The organism is Streptomyces sp. NPDC104814, assembly GCF_055583185.1.
Genome location: NZ_JBVJOL010000004.1, coordinates 365,392 through 385,655 on the forward strand (window position 1 = coordinate 365,392; position 20,264 = coordinate 385,655).

Below are 20,264 nucleotides of genomic sequence, written 5' to 3' on the forward strand. Positions count from 1 at the left end.
CCAGCCGCACCGAGAGGGAGAGCACGATGTCAGCAGCCGAGGGTCCGCTCGTCGTCGGCGTGGACACGTCCACGCAGTCCACCAAGGCGCTGGTCGTCGACGCGTCCACCGGCCAGGTCGTCGCGAGCGGCCAGGCGCCGCACACGGTCTCCTCCGGCGCGGGCCGCGAGAGCGACCCCCGGCAGTGGTGGGACGCCCTGTGCGAGGCGCTGCGCCAGTGCGGCGAGCCCGCGCACGAGGCCGCCGCGGTTTCGATCGGCGGACAGCAGCACGGCCTGGTCACCCTGGACGAACACGGGGAGCCGGTCCGCCCGGCCCTGCTGTGGAACGACGTCCGCTCGGCGCCACAGGCACGCCGGCTCACCGAGGAGCTGGGCGGGGCGAAGTTCTGGGCCGAGCGCACCGGGAGCGTGCCCACCGCGTCGTTCACGGTGACGAAGTGGGCCTGGCTCGCCGAGCACGAGCCGGAGGCGGCGCGCGCGACCAGGGCGGTACGCCTGCCGCACGACTACCTCACCGAGCGGCTCACCGGCCAGGGCACCACCGACCGCGGCGACGTCTCCGGTACCGGCTGGTGGGCGTCCACGAGCGAGGCGTACGACGAGGAGATCCTCGCGCGCGTGGGCCTGGACCCGGCGCTGCTGCCCCGCGTGGTGCACCCCGGGGAGGTCGCCGGCACGGTCCGCGAGCACCACGATCTGCCGTTCTCCAAGGGCACCCTGGTCGCGGCGGGCACCGGGGACAACGCGGCCGCCGCGCTCGGCCTCGGCCTGCGCCCCGGTACGCCGGTGATGAGCCTCGGCACCTCCGGCACGGTGTACGCGGTGTCCCGGCGCCGTCCCGCCGACCCGACCGGCACCGTCGCGGGCTTCGCCGACGCCCGCGGCGACTGGCTGCCGCTCGCCTGCACCCTGAACTGCACGCTCGCCGTCGACCGGGTCGCCGCCCTGCTGGGCCTGGACCGCGAGGCCGTCGAGCCCGCCGCCGGCGTGACCCTGCTGCCCTACCTGGACGGCGAGCGCACGCCGAACCTCCCGGACGCCTCGGGCCTGCTGCTGGGCCTGCGCCACGACACGACCGGCGGCCAGCTGCTGCAGGCCGCCTACGACGGCGCCGTGCACGCCCTGCTCGGCGCGCTCGACCTCGTACTGGAGGAGGACGCGGACCCGTCGGCTCCGCTGCTGCTGATCGGCGGCGGCGCCCGCGGCACCGCCTGGCAGCAGACGGTACGACGGCTGTCGGGCCGCCCGGTGCAGGTGCCCGACGCCCGGGAACTGGTCGCGCTCGGCGCGGCGGCGCAGGCGGCCGGCCTGCTCACCGGCGAGGACCCGGCCGCGGTCGCCCGTCGCTGGGGCACCGCCGACGGGCCGGTGCTGGAGGCCGTGGAGCGGGACGAGGAGACGCTGAGCCGCATCTCCGGGGTACTCTCCGACGCGTCCCCGCTGCTCGGGCGGGGGGCCAGCTGACCACATCGACCGAGGACCGGCTTCCGGCATGACCGCACCGCTGCACGAGACCCACCCGGCGTCCCCGGGGCGCGCGCTGCCCGACACCCAGCAGGGCATGCGCCGCCGCAACCTGGCCCGGGTGATGCACACGGTCAGCGCCCAGGGCCCCCTCTCCCGTGCCGCGGTCGCCTCCCGCATCGGCCTGACCCGGGCGGCCGTGTCCACCCTCGTCGACGAGCTGATACGCACCGGGCTGCTGCAGGAGCTGGGCCCCGAACGGCCGGGGCGGGTCGGCCGGCCGGGGTCGGCGCTCGCCGTCAGCGACCGCGGTCCCGCCGGGATCGGCGCGGAGGTCGGCGTCGACCATCTGGCGGTCTGCGCGGTGGACCTGCGCGGCCAGGTGCGGGCCCGGGCCGAACGGCACGGCACGAACCGGGACCGCTCCCCCGAACCCGTCCTGGCCGAACTGGCCGAGCTGGTGCGGCAGGTCGTCGCCGAGGCCGAGGGCGAGGGCCTGTGGCCCGCGGGACTCGCCGTGGCGGTGCCCGGCCTCGTCGCCCCGGACGGGCGCACCGTCGTCCGGGCCCCGAACCTCGGCTGGCGCGACACCGACCTCGGGCCCCTGCTGCCAGGCGACGTCCCGCTGGTCGTGGACAACGAGGCCAACTTCGGCGGTCTCGCCGAACTCTGGCTCGGCGAGAGCGCACCGCGGGACTTCCTGCACGTCTCGGCCGAGATCGGCATCGGTGCGGCGGTGGTCGTGGACGGGCGCCTGCTGCGCGGGGCGCGCGGCTTCGCGGGCGAGCTGGGGCATGTGCCGGTTCACCCCGACGGACCGGCCTGCGGGTGCGGCGGCCGCGGGTGCCTGGAGCAGTACGCGGGCGAGGAGGCGGTGCTGCGGGCGGCCGGCATCGAGGCGGGCGAGGACCGGGTGGGGCTGCTCGCCGAGCGGGCCGCGGGCGGCGACGAGGCGGTGCGGCGGGCCCTGCGGGAGGCCGGCGTGGCGCTCGGCATCGCCCTGACGGGTGCGGTCAACCTGCTCGACCCGGAGGCCGTCGTACTGGGCGGCGCGCTGGCCGGTCTCGCCCCCTGGCTGCTGCCCGCGCTGCGGGAGGAACTCGACGGGCGCACGGCGGGACGTGCCTGCCCGGTCTCGGTCTCCCGACTGGGCCCCCAGGGGCCGCTGCTGGGCGCGGCCCACTCGGTGGTGCGCGCGGTACTGGACGACCCGGCCCGCGTCGCGGAACGCGCCTGACCCAGGGCGCCCCGGCGCCCCGCCTCAGCAGGCGCCCCCAACGCCTCTCCCCCCGACGGCAGTTCGCCCGAACGGGTGATCAGGTTGTCCCCATTGCGCGCACCGTCCACCGACCCGGCGCCGTCCTCTTCTGCCCACCCCACGACGGTCGTACGGTGAAGTCGGTCCTCGCCCCGCCTTTCGCGGTGAACTCCCCTCCCCTGCCGTGTGCATGACGGAGCGTGACCTGATGAACGATCCAGGAACCTGAGCGCCGCCCCGGTCTGCCCCACGGCGGCCGGGCACCCTCCACCGTCGAAAGGCATCCGCTCATGGAACGGTCACGACCGCTTCCCAGCAGGCGACGGCTCCTCACCGGCGCCGCCCTCGCCGCCGCCTCCGCCGCCCTGCTCCCACCCGCGCGGGCCGGCGCCCAGGCGCAGGCCGTCGACTACCCGCCCGCCGAGTGGCAGCCGGCGAGCAGTTCCAACTGCACCGCGTCCAGCCGTCCGACTTCCTATCCCCTCGACTACGTGATCATCCACGTCACCCAGGAGACGTACGCCACGACCCTGTCCATCTTCGGCAATCCCCTGAAGAAGGTGTCCGCGCACTACGTCGTGCGCTCCGTGGACGGGCACGTGGCCCAGTGCGTCCGGGAGAAGGACATCGCCTGGCACGCGGGGAACTGGGACTACAACACGCGCAGCATCGGTATCGAGCACGAGGGGTGGGTCGACAAACCGGCCTACTTCACCAACGCCCTGTACGAGCAGTCGGCGAGACTCACGGCGGCGGTCTGCGACCGCTACGGCATCCCGAAGGACCGTGCGCACATCCTCGGCCACTACGAGGTGCCGGGCACCGACCACACGGACCCGGGACCGAACTGGGACTGGGTGCGTTACATCCGCCTGGTCAACTTCGCCTGACGGGACCTCACGGGTTCGGCGGCACGCTCCGGGACCGGCCCCGCGGGCCGCGGCTCACCGCCCCCATTCCCTCAGCCGCGCCAGCGCCGCAGCGGTCCCGGCGAAGCCCTCCTCGCCGAGCAGTTCCCGCAGCTCGGCGTTGGTGCGATCGATCTCCGGCCGGGCGGCCCGCAGCGCCTCGCGTCCGGCATCCGTCAGCTCCAGCACCACGGCGCGGTGTTCGCCGGGATGCGCCCGGCGGTCGACGAGTCCGGCCGTGGTCAGCCGTCCCACCAGGCCGGTCACGGCGGACTCGCGCAGTCCGAGGGTGCCGGCGAGCTCCCGCTGGGTGAGGCCCGGCCGGTCGTGGACGGCGAAGAGGGCACCGAGCTGGGCGGTCGTGATACCGGCGGCCTCCAGCAGGCGCCGGTCGGCGCTGGTGCGCAGTTGGTGGGCCGCCCGCTGGAGCAGGAAGAACAGACGCAGGTCGGGCTCGGGCATGGGCTGATCTTGACAGAGGGACGGGCCCACCGCCAGGCTCACTTCACTACAGAAGTGAGGAGCCTCGACGTGCATGATCTGTCCGGTCTGGACGAGGCGCGGAAGGTGCTGGCGGAGCAGCCTTTCAGCGCGCTGCTCGGCGCCCGGCTGGTCGCCTTCGGCGACGGCGAGGCGACGCTGGAACTGGACATCCGCGAGGAACTGCGCCAGCAGTACGGCTTCGTGCACGGGGGCGTGCTGAGCTACGCCGCGGACAACGCCCTGACCTTCGCCGCCGGCAGCGCGGTGGGCACCGGGGTGATCACCGCCGGGTTCACCATCGACTATCTGCGCCCGGCCCAGGGCGTGGTGCTGAGGGCGCACGCCCGGGTGGTGCGGGCCGGGCGGACCCGGGTGGTGTGCCGGTGCGACCTCACCACGACCGGCGAGGACGGCACGGAGACGCTGTGCGCGGTGGCCCAGGGCACGATCTCGGTGACCGGCGGATCGTGACACCGAAACCGCGGCCTCGCCGCTGAGCGGCCGCGCCACCTCTCACCGGACCGAACGCACGACCCGCTGAGCGGCCGCCTCGGACAGGCCCTGTTTTCTCACCCGATCTCGTGCAGTCGCCCCGTGTATGCCGCGCGGACCGGCGCCGTCTGGTGCACTGCCCTGGTGTCCTGGGACAGTTGACGCGACTTCAGGGGGCCTGGTGACGACACGCCAGACGACACGTCAGAAACGCTGTGCTCGGGGCAGATCGGTGCTGACCCTCCTCGCGGCGCTCGGCACGCTGACGGGAGCGGTTCTGGCGGGCGCGGCGCCGGCCGGTGCCGCCGAGCGCGGCACGACCGTCGCGCCCGGGGTGGTGTACGAGGAGTTCGACATCCGGGGCGTCAAGGGCCCCGCGCACGCCCACGTGCTGAGCGTGGACCTGCGCAACGCCAAGGTGCACCTGGGGCTGCTGTACCCGGGCGCGGTGGCCGCGCGGGCGCCCGTCTCGCAGCTGGCGGACACCGAGGGGGCCGTCGCGGGGGTCAACGGCGACTTCTTCGACATCACCGAGACCCAGCACCCGGGCGTGGACGCGACCGGGGCGAGCGTGGGCCCGGCGATCGCGGCCGGGCACGTGCTGAAGGCGGCGGTACCCGACGGGCAGCGGTTCGGGCCCGCCCTGCCGCCCGGCACCACCACCGAGGAGGTCCTCGGCATGGGGACCGACCGGCGGGCGCGAATGGGGCGGCTGAGCCTGCGCGGCGCGGTCCGCACCCCCCACGGCACCCTGCCGCTCGGCGGGCTGAACCAGTACGCACTGCCGGTGGGTTCCGTCGGCGCCTTCACCGCCGAGTGGGGCGGCGCCTCACGAAAGCGCGCCACCTGCGGCACGGACACCGAGCGGTCCGCACCGTGCAGTACCGACACCTACGAGGTGACCGTCCGTCAGGGGCGGGTCGTGGCCGCGTCCGACACACCGGGCGCCGGGCCCGTCGCCCGCGGGACGACCGTACTGGTCGGCCGGGAGGCCGGTGCGCAGTGGCTGCGGAAGCTGGCCGAGGGCGAGCGGGTGAGCGTGACGCACCGGCTGGTCGCCGCCGGGAGCGGAGTGCCGTACCACTTCGCGCTCGGCGGCTATCCGCTGCTCACCGGCGGGCGGCCGCTGCCGGGGCTGGACGGCACCACGGCCGCCGTACGCACGGCCGTGGGCCTTGCCGACGACGGGCGGCGGGTGCTGCTGTTCGCCCTGGACGGTGCCGCCGAGTACCGCACGGGGCTGACCGTCGCCGAGGTGGCCGAGGCGCTGCGCGGGCTGGGGGCGCGCGACGGGTTCAGCCTGGACGGCGGCGGGTCCACCACGCTGGTGGCCCGGGCGCCGGGTGAGACGGCCGTGTCCGTGCGCAACCACCCCACCGGCGGCGCCGAACGGCCCGTTCCGAACGGCATCGGTGTGTTCGTCGGCCGGTGAGGACCGGCGTGCTCACGGCCGCAGGCTGCCCACGATGTCGGCGGTGGCGGTGAGCCCGCTCTGGATGGTCGGGGCCATGCTGGTGCTGGCGAGGTAGAAGCCCAGCAGCAGGCAGACCAGCGCGTGGGTGATCTTCAGTCCGCCGTTGCGGATGAAGATCACCGCCAGGACCAGGAGCAGCAGCACCACTGAGATGGAAATCGCCATCGTCGGCCTCCTCCGCCACGACGCCGCACGACGCGACGCCACGCCACGCACGTGCACGCCCGTCCGTTTCACGGCGTTCGGCGGCAAGTGTGGCGTAGGCGAGGGTTGACCCGGGTGGCTGACGTGTCCCCCGAACGGGTGGTGTCACCGAGTCCACGGCGAGGACCCTCGCGCGCACGGAACACGGGCACGGGACGCGCACACGAAACGCGCACGAAAGAGCCCGCCCCGGGGCGGGGCGGGCTTCGCTCGGGTGGTGCGTCAGGGGGCCCGGAGGTCGACGAGCTCGGCCAGCGCCTCGCGATGCGCCCCGGCCGTGCCGTAGGCGATCGCGTCGGCCTTCGCCCGCTTGAGGTACAGGTGGACGGGGTGTTCCCAGGTCATGCCGATGCCGCCGTGCAGCTGCAGCGCCTCCTCGGCGGCGTGCACGGCGACCGGCGCCGCGTACGCCTGCGCGACGGCGACCGCCACGTCGGTGTCCGCGCCCGTCGCGAGGGCGTCGGCGGCACCGCGGGCGGCCGCCCGGAGGTTGACCACTTCCAGCCACAGCTGGGCGAGCCGGTGCTTGAGCGCCTGGAAGCCGCCGACGGGCCGGTTGAACTGCTTGCGCTCCTTCAGGTAGCGCACGGTCTCGGTCAGCGTCCAGTCGGCGACGCCCAGTTGCTCGGAGGCGAGCAGTCCGGCCGCGGCACGCAGGGCCCGTCGCACGGCGGGTTCGGCGTCGCCGATACGGCGGCCGGGGGCGCCGTCCAGCCGTACCGTCGCCACCGGGCGGGTCAGGTCGAGCGACACCTGGGCGGTGACCGTGGCGGCGTCCGCGTCCACGGCGTACAGCCCGCCGTCCTCGCCCGGCACGAGCAGGACGTCCGCGGCCGAGGCGTCGGCGATGCCCGTCAGCTCCCCGTGCAGCCGGCCGTCTTCCACACGCGCGGCGGGGAAGGCGGCGCCGGGCGCGAGGTGCAGAGCGACGGCGAGGGCGCCGACGGTGCGGCCGGAGGCCAGGGCGGCGAGCAGCTCGGTGTCGCCGCAGGCCAGCAGCGCCTCGGTGGCGACCACGGCACTGCTCAGATACGGCACCGGCGCGACCGCGCGGCCCAGCTCCTCCAGGACGACGGCGGCTTCGCGGTGCGAGGCTCCCTGGCCGCCGTGCTCCTCGGGAACCAGCAGCCCGGCCAGGCCCATGGACTCGGCGAGGGACTTCCACAGGGCGCGGTCGTGCGGGGCGCCGGTCTCCACGCGGGCGATGACGTCGGCCGGGGCGCAGTGGTCGGTGAGCAGGTCCCGGACGGCGGCCCGCAGCGCCTCTTCCTCGTCCGAGTACAGCAGATCGGGCTGTGTGCTCATCGGGACAGGTCCTTCCAGGCGACGTCCTTGTCGGTGCGCGGCTCGGAGGGCAGCCCGAGGACGCGCTCGGCGACGATGTTGAGCAGGACCTCGCTGGTCCCGCCCTCGATGCTGTTGCCCTTGGAGCGCAGATAGCGGTACCCGGCGTCGCGGCCGGTGAAGTCGACCATCTCGGGGCGGCGCAGGGTCCAGTCGTCGTACAGCAGGCCTTCCGGACCGCGCAGTTCGACCTCCAGGCCGCTGATCTCCTGGTTGAGGCGGGCGAAGGCGAGCTTCATGCCGGCGCCCTCGGGGCCGGGCTGTCCGGCGACGAGCTGCTGGCGCAGGCGTTCGGCGGTGAGCCGGGAGACCTCGGCCTCGACCCACAGTGTCAGCAGCCGCTGGTGCAGGTCGTGGGTGCGCAGCTCGGGGCGTTCGCGCCAGGTGGTCGCGGCCTTGCCGATCATGCCTCCCTCGCGGGGCAGGGCCATGCCGCCGATGGCCACGCGCTCGTTGTTGAGGGTGGTCTGCGCGACCCGCCAGCCGTCGCCGACCTCGCCGAGGCGGTGGGCGTCGGGGATGCGGACATCGGTGAGGAAGACCTCGTTGAACTCGGCCTCGCCGGTGATCTGGCGCAGCGGCCGGACGTCGACGCCGGGGTCGGTCATGTCGCAGGCGAAGTAGGTGATGCCGGCGTGCTTGGGGACGTTCGGATCGGTGCGGGCGATGAGGATGGCCCAGCGGGCGTTGTGCGCGCCGGACGTCCACACCTTCTGCCCGTTGACGACCCACTCGTCGCCCTCGCGGACGGCGCGGGTGCCGAGCGCGGCCAGGTCGGAGCCGGCACCGGGCTCGCTGAACAGCTGGCACCAGACCTCCTCCCCGGTCCACAGGGGCCTCAGGAAGCGCCGCTTCTGCTCGTCGGTGCCGTACTTGAGGATCGTCGGTGCGGCCATGCCGAGGCCGATGCCGTTGCGGCGCGGCTCGTTGTCGGGGGCGCCGGCGGCGGCCAGTTCGGCGTCCACCACGCCCTGCAGGGAGCGCGGGGCGCCGAGGCCACCGAGGCCCTCGGGGTAGTGGACCCAGGCGAGACCGGCGTCGAAGCGGGCGCGCAGGAAGTCCAGGCGGCCGGTGGTCGCGGGCGGGTGCGCGGCCAGCAATTCCCTTGTGCGGCGGCGCAGTTCCTCGGCGTCGGTCATGCCGCTCCCTCCATCACGACGGCGATCCGGCCGGTGCTTCGGCCGTCGGCCACCTTCTGCACCCCGGCCGCGGCCTCGGCGAGCGGCACCCGCTCGCTCACCAGCGGCTTGATCGCGCCCCGGGCGGCCAGCTCGGTGAGCTGCTCGTGGCATTGCTGCACCAGCTTGGGATTCTTGGTGTTGTACAGGCCCCAGTGCAGGCCGAGGATGGAGTAGTTCTTGACCAGGGCGTGGTTGAGGCCAGGGCTGGGGATCGTGCCGCTCGCGAAGCCGACGACGACGATCCGGCCCTCGAAGGCGACGACCTTGGTGGACTGGGTGTACGCCTCCCCGCCGACCGGGTCGTAGATCACGTCGGCGCCGCGGCCGCCGGTGGCCTCCTTGACGGCGGCGACGACGTCCTCGGCCCGGCGGTCGATCACCGTGTCGCAGCCCAGTTCCCGGGCGACGGCGGCCTTGTCGGCGCCGCCCACGACACCGATGACGGTGGCACCGGCGGCCTTGCCGAGCTGCACGGCCGCGCTGCCCACCCCTCCCGCGGCGGCATGGACGAGCAGGGTCTCGCCGGCCTGGATTCCGGCCCGGCGGTGCAGGCCGAACCAGCCGGTCTGGTAGCCGATGTGCAGGGCGGCCGCCTCGGCGTCGTCCAGCGCGCCGGGCGCGGGCAGCAGGGCGGCGGCGTCCGCGACGGCGTACTCGGCGAAACCGCCGTACGGCAGGGCCGGGTTGGCGATGACGCGGCGGCCGTCCTCGGTCTCGCCGCAGATCTCCACGCCCGGCGTGAACGGCAGCGGGGGCCGGATCTGGTACTGGCCCCGGCACAGCAGGGCGTCGGGGAAGTTGATGTTCGCGGCGCGCACCCTGAGCAGGACCTGGCCGTCGCCGGGCGTGGGGCGCTCGACGTCCTCAAGGCGCATCACCTCGCTCGGCTCACCGTTCTCGTGCACCTGCCATGCCTGCATGCGGGGCCTCCACAAGACTGCGTCGTCCGTCGGTTCCCTCGCATACTAAGCGGTCGCTTGCCCATCAGGGAACAGTCTCGTGCGTCACCCGCGCTTCGGCCGCGCCCGGACGTGCATGCGCTCGCCCTGCGGGCCGAAGAGACTGAGGAACTCCACCGGCCCCTCGCCGGTCGAACCGAACCAGTGCGGCACCCGGGTGTCGAACTCGGCGGCCTCCCCCGGCGTGAGTACGACGTCGTGCTCGCCCAGCACCAGGCGCAGCTTCCCGGAGAGCACGAACAGCCACTCGTAGCCCTCGTGCGTGCGCGGATCGGGCCGCTCCGTGCGCTGCGGCTCGACCATCTTGTAGGCCTGGAGGCCGCCCGGCTGCCGGCTCAGCGGATACAGCGTCCGGCCGCCGCGGGTGATCGGCTTCGCGCGCACCCGGGGATCGCCGACCGGGGGCGCGCCGACCAGTTCGTCCAGCGGGACCTGGTGCGCCTGCGCGATCGGCAGCAGCAGCTCCAGGCTGGGCCTGCGCAGGCCCGACTCCAGCCGGGAGAGCGTGGAGACGGAGATGCCGGTCGCCTCCGAGAGCGCCGCCAGCGTCACCTCCCGCTCCTTGCGGATCCTGCGCAGTCTCGGGCCGACGCCCGCGAGAACCTCGTCCGTCGTCATGCCTCCATTGTGACTTGCCGAACCGGCAAAGGCGTTTGTCGTTTCCGGACGGTCCGGGTCACCGTCGGGGGCGGAGGTGGTCACCATGACCGAGACGGTCTCCATGACCGGGACGTACGACGTGGTCGTCGTCGGGGGCGGCGCGGCCGGGCTGTCCGCCGCGCTGGTACTGGGCCGGGCCCGGCGCCGCACGCTCGTCGTCGACGCGGGCGAGCCGCGCAACGCGCCCGCCGCGCACATGCAGGGCTTCCTGTCCCGCGACGGGATGCCGCCCGCTCAGTTCCTCGCCATCGGCCGCGAGGAGATCACCCGGTACGGCGTCGAACTGGTCCGGGGCCGGGCGGTGGACGCCGCGCGCGAGGACGGCGGGTTCGTGGTACGGCTGGCCGGTGGACGCGGCGTGCGCGCCCGGCACCTGGTGGTGGCCACGGGTCTGCGCGACGAGCTGCCGGACGTTCCCGGTGTCGCCGAGCGCTGGGGGCGGGACGTGCTGCACTGCCCGTACTGCCACGGCTGGGAGGTGCGCGACCAGCCGTTCGGCGTGCTGGCGACGAGCGCGCTGAGTGCGCACCAGGCGTTGATGGTGTCCCAGTGGTCCAAGGACGTGACGTTCTTCCTGCACCGGGTGGCCGAGGAGGAACTGTCCGGCGAGGACGTGCGCCGGCTGGCGGCGGCAGGGGTGAGGGTGGTGCCGGGCGAGGTCGCGGGCCTGGTGGTCGAGGAGGACCGGCTGACCGGGGTACGGCTCGTGGACGGCGCGGTGCACGACCGGTCCGTGGTCTTCGTGGCCCCGCGCGCGGTGCCGCGCACGGATCTGCTGCGGCGGCTGGGGGCCGAGCTGCGGGAGACGCCGTTCGGATCCTATCCGGTGATCGACGAGCGCGGTCTGACGACGGTTGCGGGTCTGTGGGCGGCCGGGAACGCGTCCGGCTTCGCCGAGCAGGTGATCAACGCGGCGAGCCGTGGGTATCGGGCGGGTGCGGCGATCAACGGGGAGATCCTTTTCGCGGACCTGGATGCGGGGGCGGTGCCGGTTCGGGGGTGAGGTGGGGGCCTGCGCCTGCGGGTGCCTGCGGCGCTGGGTCGTTGTTCGTCTGCGGGTGCGTTGTGGCTGGTCGCGGGTGTCTGCGGCGCCTGGTCGTGTTTCGGCTGCGGGGTTCGTTGTGGCTGGTCGCGCCGTTCCCCGCGCCCCTTTTTTGCCTGCGGCGGCCCGTTGCGGTCCGTCGTGGCGTGCGTCGCCGCCTACGGGCGGTGGTCAAGGCGGGGCCGCGGTGGGGGGTGTCCGTCCTCGGTCCGGCCGGCCGTGTCCGACACGGGTGCCGCGTCACGGTGCCGGACGCTGCGGGCGGACACCCCCCACCCCGTCCCCTCACCGCCGTACGCGAGTATCGGGTGTCGTTCGTTTCCGCTGTCCAGGTGTCACGGCTGGCGTCGCGGTGCACCATGACTGCATGTTGTTGCAGCGGCTTGCCCGGGTGTCTCAGGAGGTTGCCGCCACGTCCGCGCGGTCGCGGAAGACCGCGCTGCTGGCCGGGTTGTTCCGGGACGCGGAGGCGGAGGACGTGCCGATCGTCATCCCGTATCTCGCCGGGCGGTTGCCGCAGGGGCGGCTCGGGATCGGCTGGAAGGTGCTGAGCCGGGCCGTCGAGCCGGCCGCGGAGCCGACGCTGACCGTGCGCGAGGTCGACGCTCGGCTCGGCGAGCTGGGCAAGGTTGCCGGAGCCGGGTCGCAGGCCGAGCGGGCGCGGCTGGTCGGGGAGCTGATGGGTGCGGCCACCGAGGAGGAGCAGCGGTTCCTGGTCGGGCTGCTCACCGGTGAGGTCCGCCAGGGTGCCCTGGACGCGCTCGCCGTGGAGGGGCTGGCGGAGGCGACGGGGGCGCCGGCGGCGGACGTGCGGCGGGCCGTGATGCTCGCCGGGTCGTTGCAGGCGGTCGCCGAGGCGCTGCTGGCGGACGGGCCGCAGGCGCTGGAGCGGTTCCGGCTGACCGTCGGCCGGCCGGTGCTGCCGATGCTCGCGCACAGCGCCTCCTCGGTCGCCGAGGCCGTGGGCAAGCTGGGCGCCTGCGCGGTCGAGGAGAAGCTGGACGGCATCCGGGTGCAGCTGCACCGCGACGGCGACGAGGTACGGCTGTACACGCGCACGCTCGACGACATCACCGACCGGCTGCCGGAGCTGACGCGGGCGGCGCGGGAGCTGCGCGGCGAGCGGTTCGTGCTCGACGGGGAGGTCATCGCCTTCGACGAGGACGGCCGTCCGCGTTCCTTCCAGGAGACCGCCGGGCGCGTCGGCTCGCGGGTGGACGTGGCGACGGCCGCCCGTGAGGTGCCCGTCTCCCCCGTCTTCTTCGACGTGCTGGCGGTCGACGGCCGCGACCTGCTCGACCTGCCGTTCGCCGAACGGCACGCGGAGCTGGCGCGGCTGGTGCCCGAGCCGATGCGCGTGCGGCGGACCCTGGCGCAGGGGGACGCGGACGTCCCGGAAGCGGAAGCCTTCCTCGCCGAGACGCTGGAGCGCGGCCACGAGGGCGTCGTCGTCAAGGCCCTCGACGCGCCGTACAGTGCGGGGCGGCGCGGCGCCTCCTGGCTGAAGGTCAAGCCCGTGCACACCCTGGACCTGGTGGTACTGGCCGCCGAGTGGGGTCATGGCCGCCGCACCGGCAAGCTGTCCAACCTGCATCTCGGCGCCCGCACCGCCGACGGCGGTTTCGCGATGCTCGGCAAGACCTTCAAGGGCATGACCGACGCGATGCTCGCCTGGCAGACCGGGCGGCTGACGGAGCTGGCCGTGGAGCACAAGGGCTGGGGCGTGACCGTACGCCCCGAACTCGTCGTCGAGATCGCCTACGACGGCCTGCAGCGCTCCACGCGCTACCCGGCCGGTGTCACCCTCCGCTTCGCCCGCGTGATCCGCTACCGCGAGGACAAGCGGCCCGAGGACGCCGACACCGTGGAGACCCTGCTCGCCGCGCATCCGCAGGTGCGCCCGTGACGGGGAAGCGGAGTGCGGGCCTGCTGCTGTTCCGGCGTACGCCCGAAGGGCTTCAGGTGCTGCTCGGGCACATGGGCGGCCCGTTCTTCGCGAAGAAGGACGCCGGCGCGTGGAGCGTCGTCAAGGGCGAGTACGACCCCGACGAGCCCGCCTGGGAGGCCGCGCGCCGCGAGTTCCGGGAGGAGCTGGGCGTCGCCCCGCCCGACGGGGAGGCCGTACCGCTCGGGGAGGTGCGGCAGAGCGGCGGGAAGGTGGTCACGGCGTGGGCCGTCGAGGGGGACCTCGATCCGGCCGCCGTCACGCCCGGCACGTTCGTCATGGAGTGGCCGCCGCGCTCGGGGCGGATGCGGGAGTTCCCGGAGCTGGACCGGGTGGCCTGGTTCACCGTGGAGGCGGCGCGAGCGGTGATCGTGCGGGCCCAGGCGGCGTTTCTCGACCGCTTGGCGGAGCACTCGCCCTGAGCAGATGCGTACGCGTTGCGGTCGCCCCGGCCGCGCGCGAAGGTCGAAGCACACCCGCTCCGAGGGAGGTCGGTCATGCCCATCGCAACGGTGAACCCTGCGAACGGTGAGACGCTCAAGACGTACGAGGCCATGGACGAGGAGGAGATCGAGCGCCGGCTCCAGCTCGCCGAGGCCACCTTCCGCACCTATCGCACCACCTCTTTCGCCGACCGCGCCCGTCTGCTGACCAAGGCCGCCGATCTGCTGGACGACGATCAGCAGGACGTCGGCCGCATGCTGACCACGGAGATGGGCAAGCCGATCAAGCAGGCCCGGGCGGAGGCCGCCAAGTGCGCCAAGGCGATGCGCTGGTACGCCGAGCACGCGGAGGCCCTCCTCGCCGATGAGGAGCCCGGGGAGACGGATGTGAAGGACTCCGGGGCGACGCGGGTGCGGGTGCGTTACCGGCCGCTCGGACCGGTGCTGGCGGTGATGCCGTGGAACTTCCCGCTGTGGCAGGTGGTGCGGTTCGCCGCCCCGGCGCTGATGGCGGGCAACGTCGGGCTGCTCAAGCACTCCTCCAACGTGCCGCAGACGGCGCTGTACCTGGAGGACCTGTTCCACCGGGCGGGCTTCCCCGAGGGCTGCTTCCAGACGCTGCTGATCGGTTCCGCGCAGGTCGACGACGTCCTGCGGGACGAGCGGGTCAGGGCGGCGACGCTGACCGGGAGTGAGCCGGCGGGCCGGGCTGTCGCCTCCACCGCCGGGGAGATGATCAAGAAGACGGTGCTGGAGCTGGGCGGCAGCGACCCGTACGTCGTGATGCCGTCCGCCGATCTGGACCGGGCGGCCGAGGTCGCCGTCACCGCGCGCGTGCAGAACAACGGCCAGTCCTGCATCGCCGCGAAACGGTTCATCGTGCACACGGACGTCTACGACGCGTTCGCGGAGAAGTTCGTCGCCGGGATGCAGGCGCTGAAGGTCGGCGACCCGATGGAGGAGGACACCGACGTCGGGCCGCTGGCCAGCGAGCAGGGCCGCACCGACCTGGAGGAACTGGTCGACGACGCCACCCGCAGCGGGGCGACCGCGCTGTGCGGCGGCCACCGGCTGCGCCGGCCGGAACTGCCCGGCTGGTACTACCCGCCGACCGTGCTCGCCGGGGTGACGCGGGAGATGCGCATCCATCGCGAGGAGGCGTTCGGGCCGGTCGCCACCCTGTACCGGGTGAGCGATCTGGACGAGGCCGTGCTGATCGCCAACGACTCTCCGTTCGGGCTGAGTTCGAACGTGTGGACGCGCGACGAGTCCGAGGTCGACCGGTTCGTCCGGGACCTGGAGGCGGGCAGCGTGTTCGTCAACGGCATGACGGCCTCGCACCCGGCGTTCCCGTTCGGCGGGATCAAACGATCGGGGTACGGGCGTGAGCTGTCCGGGCACGGAATCCGCGAGTTCTGCAACATCACCACGGTGTGGCAGGGGGCGTGAGGCTACGATCCCGGATGTGAACCGCGAAGTGACTCTGCCTCTGATCGTCGACGACCGCGGGAACCTCCAGGTGACCGCCGCCGACGTGAGCAAACTGCTCCGCACGGTCGGCACGCGGTGGGTGCGGCTCGTGGAGGCCGGGGAGAGCGGGCTCGACGAGGACACGGTGGCCGCGCTGACGATCGAGCTGGCGAAACTCGCCGATCGCATCGACGTGGCGTGCATCGCGCACAGCAGCGGCGCGCCGTAGGGCTTCTTCAGGCCGGCTGTCCGAGCGCCGTCCAGAACATCGCCTCGTACGCCTGGAGCAGCCTGCCGTGGCGGTGCGCCCGGTCCGGGTCCAGACGGCCCGCCGCCAGCCCGGCCCGTACGGCGGCCTCCGCCTGCCGGTCCAGGTCGGGGGCCGGCGCCGCGAAGAAGTCGAAGAAGCCGCACGCCTCGTCCCCGAGGCCGTAGTGGCGCCGCAGGGCGCCGGCGATGGCCGCGCAGTAGCCGCCCCACGCCGAGAAGTTGGCGCTCAGCGCCAGCACCGCGTCGGCCGGTTCGGCGTTGAGCGCGAGCCAGGCGACGTAGGCGGGATAGGCCTGGCAGCCGGGCCGCGGCCGGTACGTGGCCGACCGGGCCGCGTCCACGCCGCATGCCTCGGCGAACGCCGCGAGCCGCTCCTCGGCCAGGGCCTCGCCGTCGGCGAGCAGCCGGAAGAACGCGGCGGACTCGGGATCATCCGCGGCGCGTTCGGCCAGGTGGCCGAAGGCGCGGCGGTCGGCGGGGATCACCAGGTGCTGCTCGAGGGCGAGGGCGGCGAGGGTGTCACGGCTCGCCTCGCCGCGGGCGATCAGCGGCACCAGCGGGTTGGCCGCCGGGTCGGGGGCGAGCGCGCGCGTGGTCGATTCCAGCAGGTCCCGCGCGGTGCCGGTCATGACGTCCTTCCCCGAGGGCTTCCGAGGGGAGCCGCTCAGCTGCACGAGTAGGCGACGGGCGGGATCCAGCGCTTGCCGTCGCCGGGTGTGCCCTGGGTGGGGTGGTAGGAGAGGGGGGCCAGCAGCGTTCCGGCCTGGGCCTCGTTGCGGGTGCCGCGCCACAGGTCGACGATCTGCCAGGGCTGCCCGTCGAGGACCGTGACGGTACGGGGCTGGCCGCCGCAGGACGTGCCGTTGATGACGCGCCGGCCGTAGACGGGGGCGCCCCAGCCGACGTTGCCGGGCGCGGTCCATCCGGAGTACAGGGTGGGCGCGGTGGCGTAACTGGTAGGGGTGCCGGCGCAGTAGCCGCAGCCCTGGTCGGAGTAGGTGAGCACGTACGTGCGGTGCCGGGCGCTCCAGAAGCCGCCGGGGCCCTCGATGTGGGTGAGGCCGGCGACGCCCTGGACGCCGACGCCGGTGCCGCCGTCGCCGCGGGTGTTGAGTTCCTCGATGTTGAGGGCGGTTTCGCCCGGCATGGTGCACACGATCGCCGGGCGGGTGCCGGAGCGTTCGATGATGCCGAAGTCCCCGTTGCCCGCGCAGACGTCGAGCACCGGCTTGGTGTAGGTGCCGTTCGCGGCGCTCGGTCCGCAGGGGCCGGCCGGGCCGGCGCAGGTCATGACGTTGTAGGCGTTGACCTTGTACTGGGTGTGGTGACGCGGCGCGTTGAACCACAGCAGGAAGGCGCCGTCGTTCAGGCCCCAGCCGGTGCGCTGGATCATGCGCGGGTTGAAGCAGCCCTGCCCGGTCCCGCCGCACGTCGCCTGCCAGCTCCGCTTGGCGTACGGGTCCTCGGAGTCGGGGGCGAACAGCGGTTCGGGCGTGCTCCACGGGCCCTGCGGGCGGCTCGCCGTGGAGACGCCGAAACCGCACCAGGGCGTGTTGTTCACGTACCACTCGAAGCCGCAGGCGTACATCGAGCCGTACATGTAGTACCGGTTGCCGAAGCGTTTGACGGTGGCGTCGTGCAGGTCGAGGCCCTCGATCACGAAGGGGCGGGGGGCCGCTGCACCGGCGAGCGCCGGGGAGCCGGCGCCGAGGAGCGCGGCGGCGGCGAGGATGACCGTGGCCAGGATGGCGCGGACACGAGCGGGCACGCCTGACCTCCTTTCGGGAGGCCCGACCCTACCGGCGGAGATCGCTGACTGATCGTCATGAACCGGCAACTGCACCCGTTCCAGCGATGCGACGGTGCGCAGGCGCGGCGAAAGCCCCCCGGCGATGCCGGGGGGCTTCGGAGGGGGTGCGCCGACGGGCGGTCAGCGGATGGGCATCCCGGCGAGGGTGCGGGCGATGACCAGGCGCTGGATCTCGCTCGTGCCCTCGAAGATCGTGTAGATCGCGCTGTCGCGGTGCATGCGCTCCACCGGGTACTCGCGGGTGTAGCCGTTGCCGCCGAGGATCTGGATGGCCTGGGCGGTGACCTTCTTGGCGGTCTCGCTGGCGAACAGCTTGGACATGGAGCCCTCGGCGGCGGTGAACTGCTTGCCGTTGACCGCCATCCAGGAGGCGCGCCACACCAGCAGGCGGGCGGCGTCGATCTGGGTGCGCATGTCGGCGAGCTGGAAGGCGACGCCCTGGTTGTCGATGATCGGCCGGCCGAACTGCTCGCGGGTCTTGGCGTAGTCGAGGGCGACCTCGTACGCGGCACGCGCGGTGCCGACCGCCATGGCGCCGACGGCGGGGCGGGACGCCTCGAAGGTGGCCATCGCCGCGTTCTTCACGCGCTCCCCGCCCGCCTTGGCCTTCTCACGGGCGCGGGCCAGGCGCTCGTCCAGCTTCTCCTTGCCGCCGAGCAGGCAGGAGCCGGGCACCCGCACGTTGTCGAGGATGACCTCGGCGGTGTGCGAGGCGCGGATGCCGTGCTTCTTGAACTTCTGGCCCTGGGCGAGGCCCGGGGTGCCCGGCGGGACGATGAAGGAGGCGTGGCCCTTGGAGCCGAGCTCCGGGTCGACGACGGCGACGACGACGTGGACGTTGGCGATGCCGCCGTTGGTCGCCCAGGTCTTCGTGCCGTTGATCACCCACTCGTCCTTGGCCTCGTCGTAGACGGCCCGGGTGCGCAGGGAGGCGACGTCGGAGCCGGCGTCGGGCTCGGAGGAGCAGAACGCGGCGACCTTGACGTCGCTCGCGTCGCCGTACATCTGCGGGATCCAGGTGCCGATCTGCTCCTCGGTGCCGTTGGCGAGGACGCCCACGGCGGCGAGGCCGGTGCCGACGATCGACAGGGCGATGCCCGCGTCGCCCCAGAACAGCTCCTCCATGGCCATGGGGATGCCGAGGCCGGTGGGGTCGAAGTACTGCTGGGCGTAGAAGTCGAGGGAGTAGATGCCGACCTTGGCGGCCTCCTGGATGACCGGCCAGGGGGTCTCCTCGCGCTCGTCCCATTCCGCGGCCGCGGGGCGGATCACGTCGGCGGCGAAGCCATGGAGCCAGTCCCGGACCTCTTTCTGTTCGTCGTTGAGCTCCATGGTGAACTCGGCCATGTCCCCTCCAGCGGCGGCGCACGTGCGTGTTACTTGCGGTAACCGCAGTCTGTTACCGGCGGGTAGGAAAAGTCAACTCCCGATGACCCCTCGGCAGCCCGTTCGAGGGGAAGGGCGCGGACAGTGTTAGTTTGCGCTGGCGTCACCGATTCAGGACGGGTGGGGAGAGCTCATGGACACCACGCAGCGGACCGAGCAGCAGCGGTCCGCGGACCGCCGGCGGCGGGAGCTGCTGGAGGCAGCCGACCGGGTGGTGCTGCGCGACGGCCCCCAGGCCTCGATGAACGCCATCGCCGCCGAGGCCGGGATCACCAAGCCCATCCTCTACCGGCACTTCGGCGACAAGGGCGGGCTGTACGCGGCACTGGCCAAGCGGCACACGGACGCACTCCTCGACTCGCTGCGCGCGGCGCTGGACGCCCCGGCCGAGCGCCGGGAGCGCGTGGAGTCCACCCTCGACACCTATCTGGCGGCGATCGAGGCACGCCCGCAGGTGTACCGGTTCCTGATGCATCCGGCCGAGGGCGGCGGCGCCCAGGGCGACCAGGGCTTCGACGTCGGCAAGCACTCGGCGCCGCTGCTGCGCCGGATGGGCGAGGAGCTCGCCCAGGTCATCGAGGAGCGCGTCGACCTCGGTCCCGACAGCCGGCAGCTCGCCCGGGTCTGGGGCCACGGCATCGTCGGCATGATGCACGCGGCCGGCGACTGGTGGCTCGGCGAACGCCCCTGCGACCGGCGGCAGTTGGTCCGCTCCCTGGCCGACCTGCTGTGGGGCCGCCTGGCCGCGGCCGGGGACAAGGTGGGCGGACCGGGGTTCTGACGGCGGCCGGGGGAAACGCCCTTCAGCGGTGCCAGGGGGCTCGGGCCACCTGGCGCATGAGCCTGCGCTTGCGCCACCCTGTCACATGGTCGGCGTACAGCGTCCCCTCCAGGTGGTCCACCTCGTGCTGCAGACACCGGGCGAAGAACCCCGTCCCGTGCACGGTGACCGGCTCACCGGTCACCGTGAACCCCTCGACCACCGCGTGGTCGTACCGCTCCACCCCCGCCTCGAGACCCGGCAGCGACAGACACCCCTCCGGCCCGCGCAGCGAGATCCCGTCGGCCTCGGCCAGCCGCGGGTTCACCACATGACCGAGATGCCGGACATCGTCGTCGTCCGGGCAGTCGTAGACGAAGACCCTCAGATCCACCCCGATCTGGTTCGCGGCCAGCCCCACCCCCCGCGCCGCGTACATCGTGGCGAACAAGTCCTCCACCAGGGCGGCCAGTTCCGGGCCGAAGTCGGTTGCCTCCCGGCTCGGCTCCCGCAGGACCGGGTCGCCGAGCAGGGTGAGGGGCCGGACGCGCCCGCGGGCGCCCGGGATCGAGCCGTGTCGCATGGCGGAAAGGGTACGGTCACCGGTAGCCCCCGCCCGCCGCGCAGGTGTGGGCCGTGGTTCGGGAGTGCGAATGGATCTCGATAGGCTGATGCCCACACCACGTGGCCGTCAGGCTTCAAAGGCTTC

At 73.5% G+C, this 20,264-nt stretch carries 21 protein-coding genes; 11 read left to right on the forward strand and 10 right to left on the reverse strand.

The genetic code is table 11. The features are described 5' to 3' along the window. The first annotated feature begins 26 nt into the window (after positions 1 to 26). The 3 genes from xylB to ACZ64A_RS17545 all read left to right on the forward strand — a co-directional run bounded on the left by xylB (position 27) and on the right by ACZ64A_RS17545 (position 3,614). Positions 27 to 1,466 carry a xylulokinase gene (xylB, locus tag ACZ64A_RS17535; protein ID WP_469811209.1) on the forward strand — a complete coding sequence of 480 codons (1,440 nt, stop codon included), beginning with the start codon at positions 27 to 29 and terminating at the stop codon, positions 1,464 to 1,466. 28 nt (positions 1,467 to 1,494) lie between these two features. After that, positions 1,495 to 2,703, forward strand: coding sequence for an ROK family protein (locus ACZ64A_RS17540; RefSeq protein ID WP_469811211.1), 1,209 nt, complete (start codon positions 1,495 to 1,497; stop codon positions 2,701 to 2,703). Between the two features lie 311 nt (positions 2,704 to 3,014). Beyond that, positions 3,015 to 3,614, forward strand: coding sequence for an N-acetylmuramoyl-L-alanine amidase (locus tag ACZ64A_RS17545; protein ID WP_469811212.1), 600 nt, complete (start codon positions 3,015 to 3,017; stop codon positions 3,612 to 3,614). A gap of 54 nt (positions 3,615 to 3,668) precedes the next feature. Here the strand turns inward: ACZ64A_RS17545 and ACZ64A_RS17550 are convergent, their stop codons facing one another. Beyond that, positions 3,669 to 4,094, reverse strand: coding sequence for a MarR family winged helix-turn-helix transcriptional regulator (locus ACZ64A_RS17550; protein WP_469811214.1), 426 nt, complete (start codon positions 4,092 to 4,094; stop codon positions 3,669 to 3,671). A 69-nt stretch (positions 4,095 to 4,163) separates the two neighbouring features. Between ACZ64A_RS17550 and ACZ64A_RS17555 the strand changes: the two genes are divergently transcribed. After that, positions 4,164 to 4,586: a PaaI family thioesterase gene (locus ACZ64A_RS17555; protein ID WP_469811215.1), complete on the forward strand. Its 423-nt coding sequence runs from the start codon at positions 4,164 to 4,166 to the stop codon at positions 4,584 to 4,586. A 253-nt stretch (positions 4,587 to 4,839) separates the two neighbouring features. Beyond that, complete coding sequence (locus ACZ64A_RS17560) at positions 4,840 to 6,039, forward strand: phosphodiester glycosidase family protein (protein WP_469811216.1); 1,200 nt, start codon at positions 4,840 to 4,842, stop codon at positions 6,037 to 6,039. A 12-nt stretch (positions 6,040 to 6,051) separates the two neighbouring features. Here ACZ64A_RS17560 and ACZ64A_RS17565 read toward each other — a convergent pair whose 3' ends face one another. From ACZ64A_RS17565 to ACZ64A_RS17585, 5 genes are all read right to left on the reverse strand, one after another. Next, on the reverse strand, positions 6,052 to 6,246 hold the full coding sequence (locus ACZ64A_RS17565; protein WP_361626277.1) for a hypothetical protein: 195 nt from the start codon (positions 6,244 to 6,246) through the stop codon (positions 6,052 to 6,054). A gap of 261 nt (positions 6,247 to 6,507) precedes the next feature. Next, positions 6,508 to 7,590: an acyl-CoA dehydrogenase family protein gene (locus ACZ64A_RS17570; protein WP_469811218.1), complete on the reverse strand. Its 1,083-nt coding sequence runs from the start codon at positions 7,588 to 7,590 to the stop codon at positions 6,508 to 6,510. Continuing rightward, positions 7,587 to 8,768 carry an acyl-CoA dehydrogenase family protein gene (locus tag ACZ64A_RS17575; RefSeq protein WP_469811219.1) on the reverse strand — a complete coding sequence of 394 codons (1,182 nt, stop codon included), beginning with the start codon at positions 8,766 to 8,768 and terminating at the stop codon, positions 7,587 to 7,589. Before ACZ64A_RS17575 ends, ACZ64A_RS17570 begins: the two co-directional genes overlap by 4 nt. Beyond that, positions 8,765 to 9,730, reverse strand: coding sequence for an NADPH:quinone oxidoreductase family protein (locus tag ACZ64A_RS17580; RefSeq protein WP_469811220.1), 966 nt, complete (start codon positions 9,728 to 9,730; stop codon positions 8,765 to 8,767). The genes ACZ64A_RS17575 and ACZ64A_RS17580 overlap by 4 nt, the downstream gene beginning before the upstream one ends. An 84-nt stretch (positions 9,731 to 9,814) precedes the next feature. Continuing rightward, positions 9,815 to 10,387 carry a helix-turn-helix domain-containing protein gene (locus ACZ64A_RS17585; protein WP_469811221.1) on the reverse strand — a complete coding sequence of 191 codons (573 nt, stop codon included), beginning with the start codon at positions 10,385 to 10,387 and terminating at the stop codon, positions 9,815 to 9,817. 85 nt (positions 10,388 to 10,472) lie between these two features. Between ACZ64A_RS17585 and ACZ64A_RS17590 the strand changes: the two genes are divergently transcribed. The 5 genes from ACZ64A_RS17590 to ACZ64A_RS17610 all read left to right on the forward strand — a co-directional run bounded on the left by ACZ64A_RS17590 (position 10,473) and on the right by ACZ64A_RS17610 (position 15,558). Next, positions 10,473 to 11,432, forward strand: a complete 960-nt coding sequence (locus tag ACZ64A_RS17590) for an NAD(P)/FAD-dependent oxidoreductase (protein ID WP_469811222.1) — start codon at positions 10,473 to 10,475, stop codon at positions 11,430 to 11,432. A 406-nt stretch (positions 11,433 to 11,838) separates the two neighbouring features. After that, positions 11,839 to 13,377: an ATP-dependent DNA ligase gene (locus ACZ64A_RS17595; protein WP_469811223.1), complete on the forward strand. Its 1,539-nt coding sequence runs from the start codon at positions 11,839 to 11,841 to the stop codon at positions 13,375 to 13,377. After that, positions 13,374 to 13,838, forward strand: a complete 465-nt coding sequence (locus tag ACZ64A_RS17600) for an NUDIX hydrolase (RefSeq protein ID WP_469811224.1) — start codon at positions 13,374 to 13,376, stop codon at positions 13,836 to 13,838. Before ACZ64A_RS17595 ends, ACZ64A_RS17600 begins: the two co-directional genes overlap by 4 nt. A 75-nt stretch (positions 13,839 to 13,913) precedes the next feature. Further along, positions 13,914 to 15,308, forward strand: a complete 1,395-nt coding sequence (locus tag ACZ64A_RS17605; protein WP_469811225.1) for an NADP-dependent succinic semialdehyde dehydrogenase — start codon at positions 13,914 to 13,916, stop codon at positions 15,306 to 15,308. 16 nt (positions 15,309 to 15,324) lie between these two features. Then, entirely contained in the window at positions 15,325 to 15,558 is a 234-nt protein-coding gene (locus ACZ64A_RS17610; protein ID WP_361626307.1) for a DUF6213 family protein, read from the forward strand. 7 nt (positions 15,559 to 15,565) lie between these two features. On the opposite strand, the gene ACZ64A_RS17615 is transcribed toward ACZ64A_RS17610, so the two are convergent. From ACZ64A_RS17615 to ACZ64A_RS17625, 3 genes are all read right to left on the reverse strand, one after another. Continuing rightward, positions 15,566 to 16,228, reverse strand: a complete 663-nt coding sequence (locus tag ACZ64A_RS17615; RefSeq protein WP_469811226.1) for a thiaminase II/PqqC family protein — start codon at positions 16,226 to 16,228, stop codon at positions 15,566 to 15,568. 35 nt (positions 16,229 to 16,263) lie between these two features. After that, positions 16,264 to 17,367 (reverse strand): glycoside hydrolase family protein, encoded by a 1,104-nt coding sequence (locus ACZ64A_RS17620; protein WP_469811227.1) that lies wholly within the window; start codon positions 17,365 to 17,367, stop codon positions 16,264 to 16,266. A 162-nt stretch (positions 17,368 to 17,529) separates the two neighbouring features. Then, positions 17,530 to 18,756, reverse strand: coding sequence for an acyl-CoA dehydrogenase family protein (locus ACZ64A_RS17625; RefSeq protein WP_469811228.1), 1,227 nt, complete (start codon positions 18,754 to 18,756; stop codon positions 17,530 to 17,532). A 172-nt stretch (positions 18,757 to 18,928) separates the two neighbouring features. Here ACZ64A_RS17625 and ACZ64A_RS17630 point away from each other — a divergent pair, with 172 nt between their 5' ends. Next, positions 18,929 to 19,576: a TetR/AcrR family transcriptional regulator gene (locus tag ACZ64A_RS17630; RefSeq protein ID WP_469811229.1), complete on the forward strand. Its 648-nt coding sequence runs from the start codon at positions 18,929 to 18,931 to the stop codon at positions 19,574 to 19,576. 22 nt (positions 19,577 to 19,598) lie between these two features. Here ACZ64A_RS17630 and def read toward each other — a convergent pair whose 3' ends face one another. Beyond that, positions 19,599 to 20,138 carry a peptide deformylase gene (gene def / locus ACZ64A_RS17635; protein ID WP_469811230.1) on the reverse strand — a complete coding sequence of 180 codons (540 nt, stop codon included), beginning with the start codon at positions 20,136 to 20,138 and terminating at the stop codon, positions 19,599 to 19,601. Positions 20,139 to 20,264: the final 126 nt, after the last annotated feature.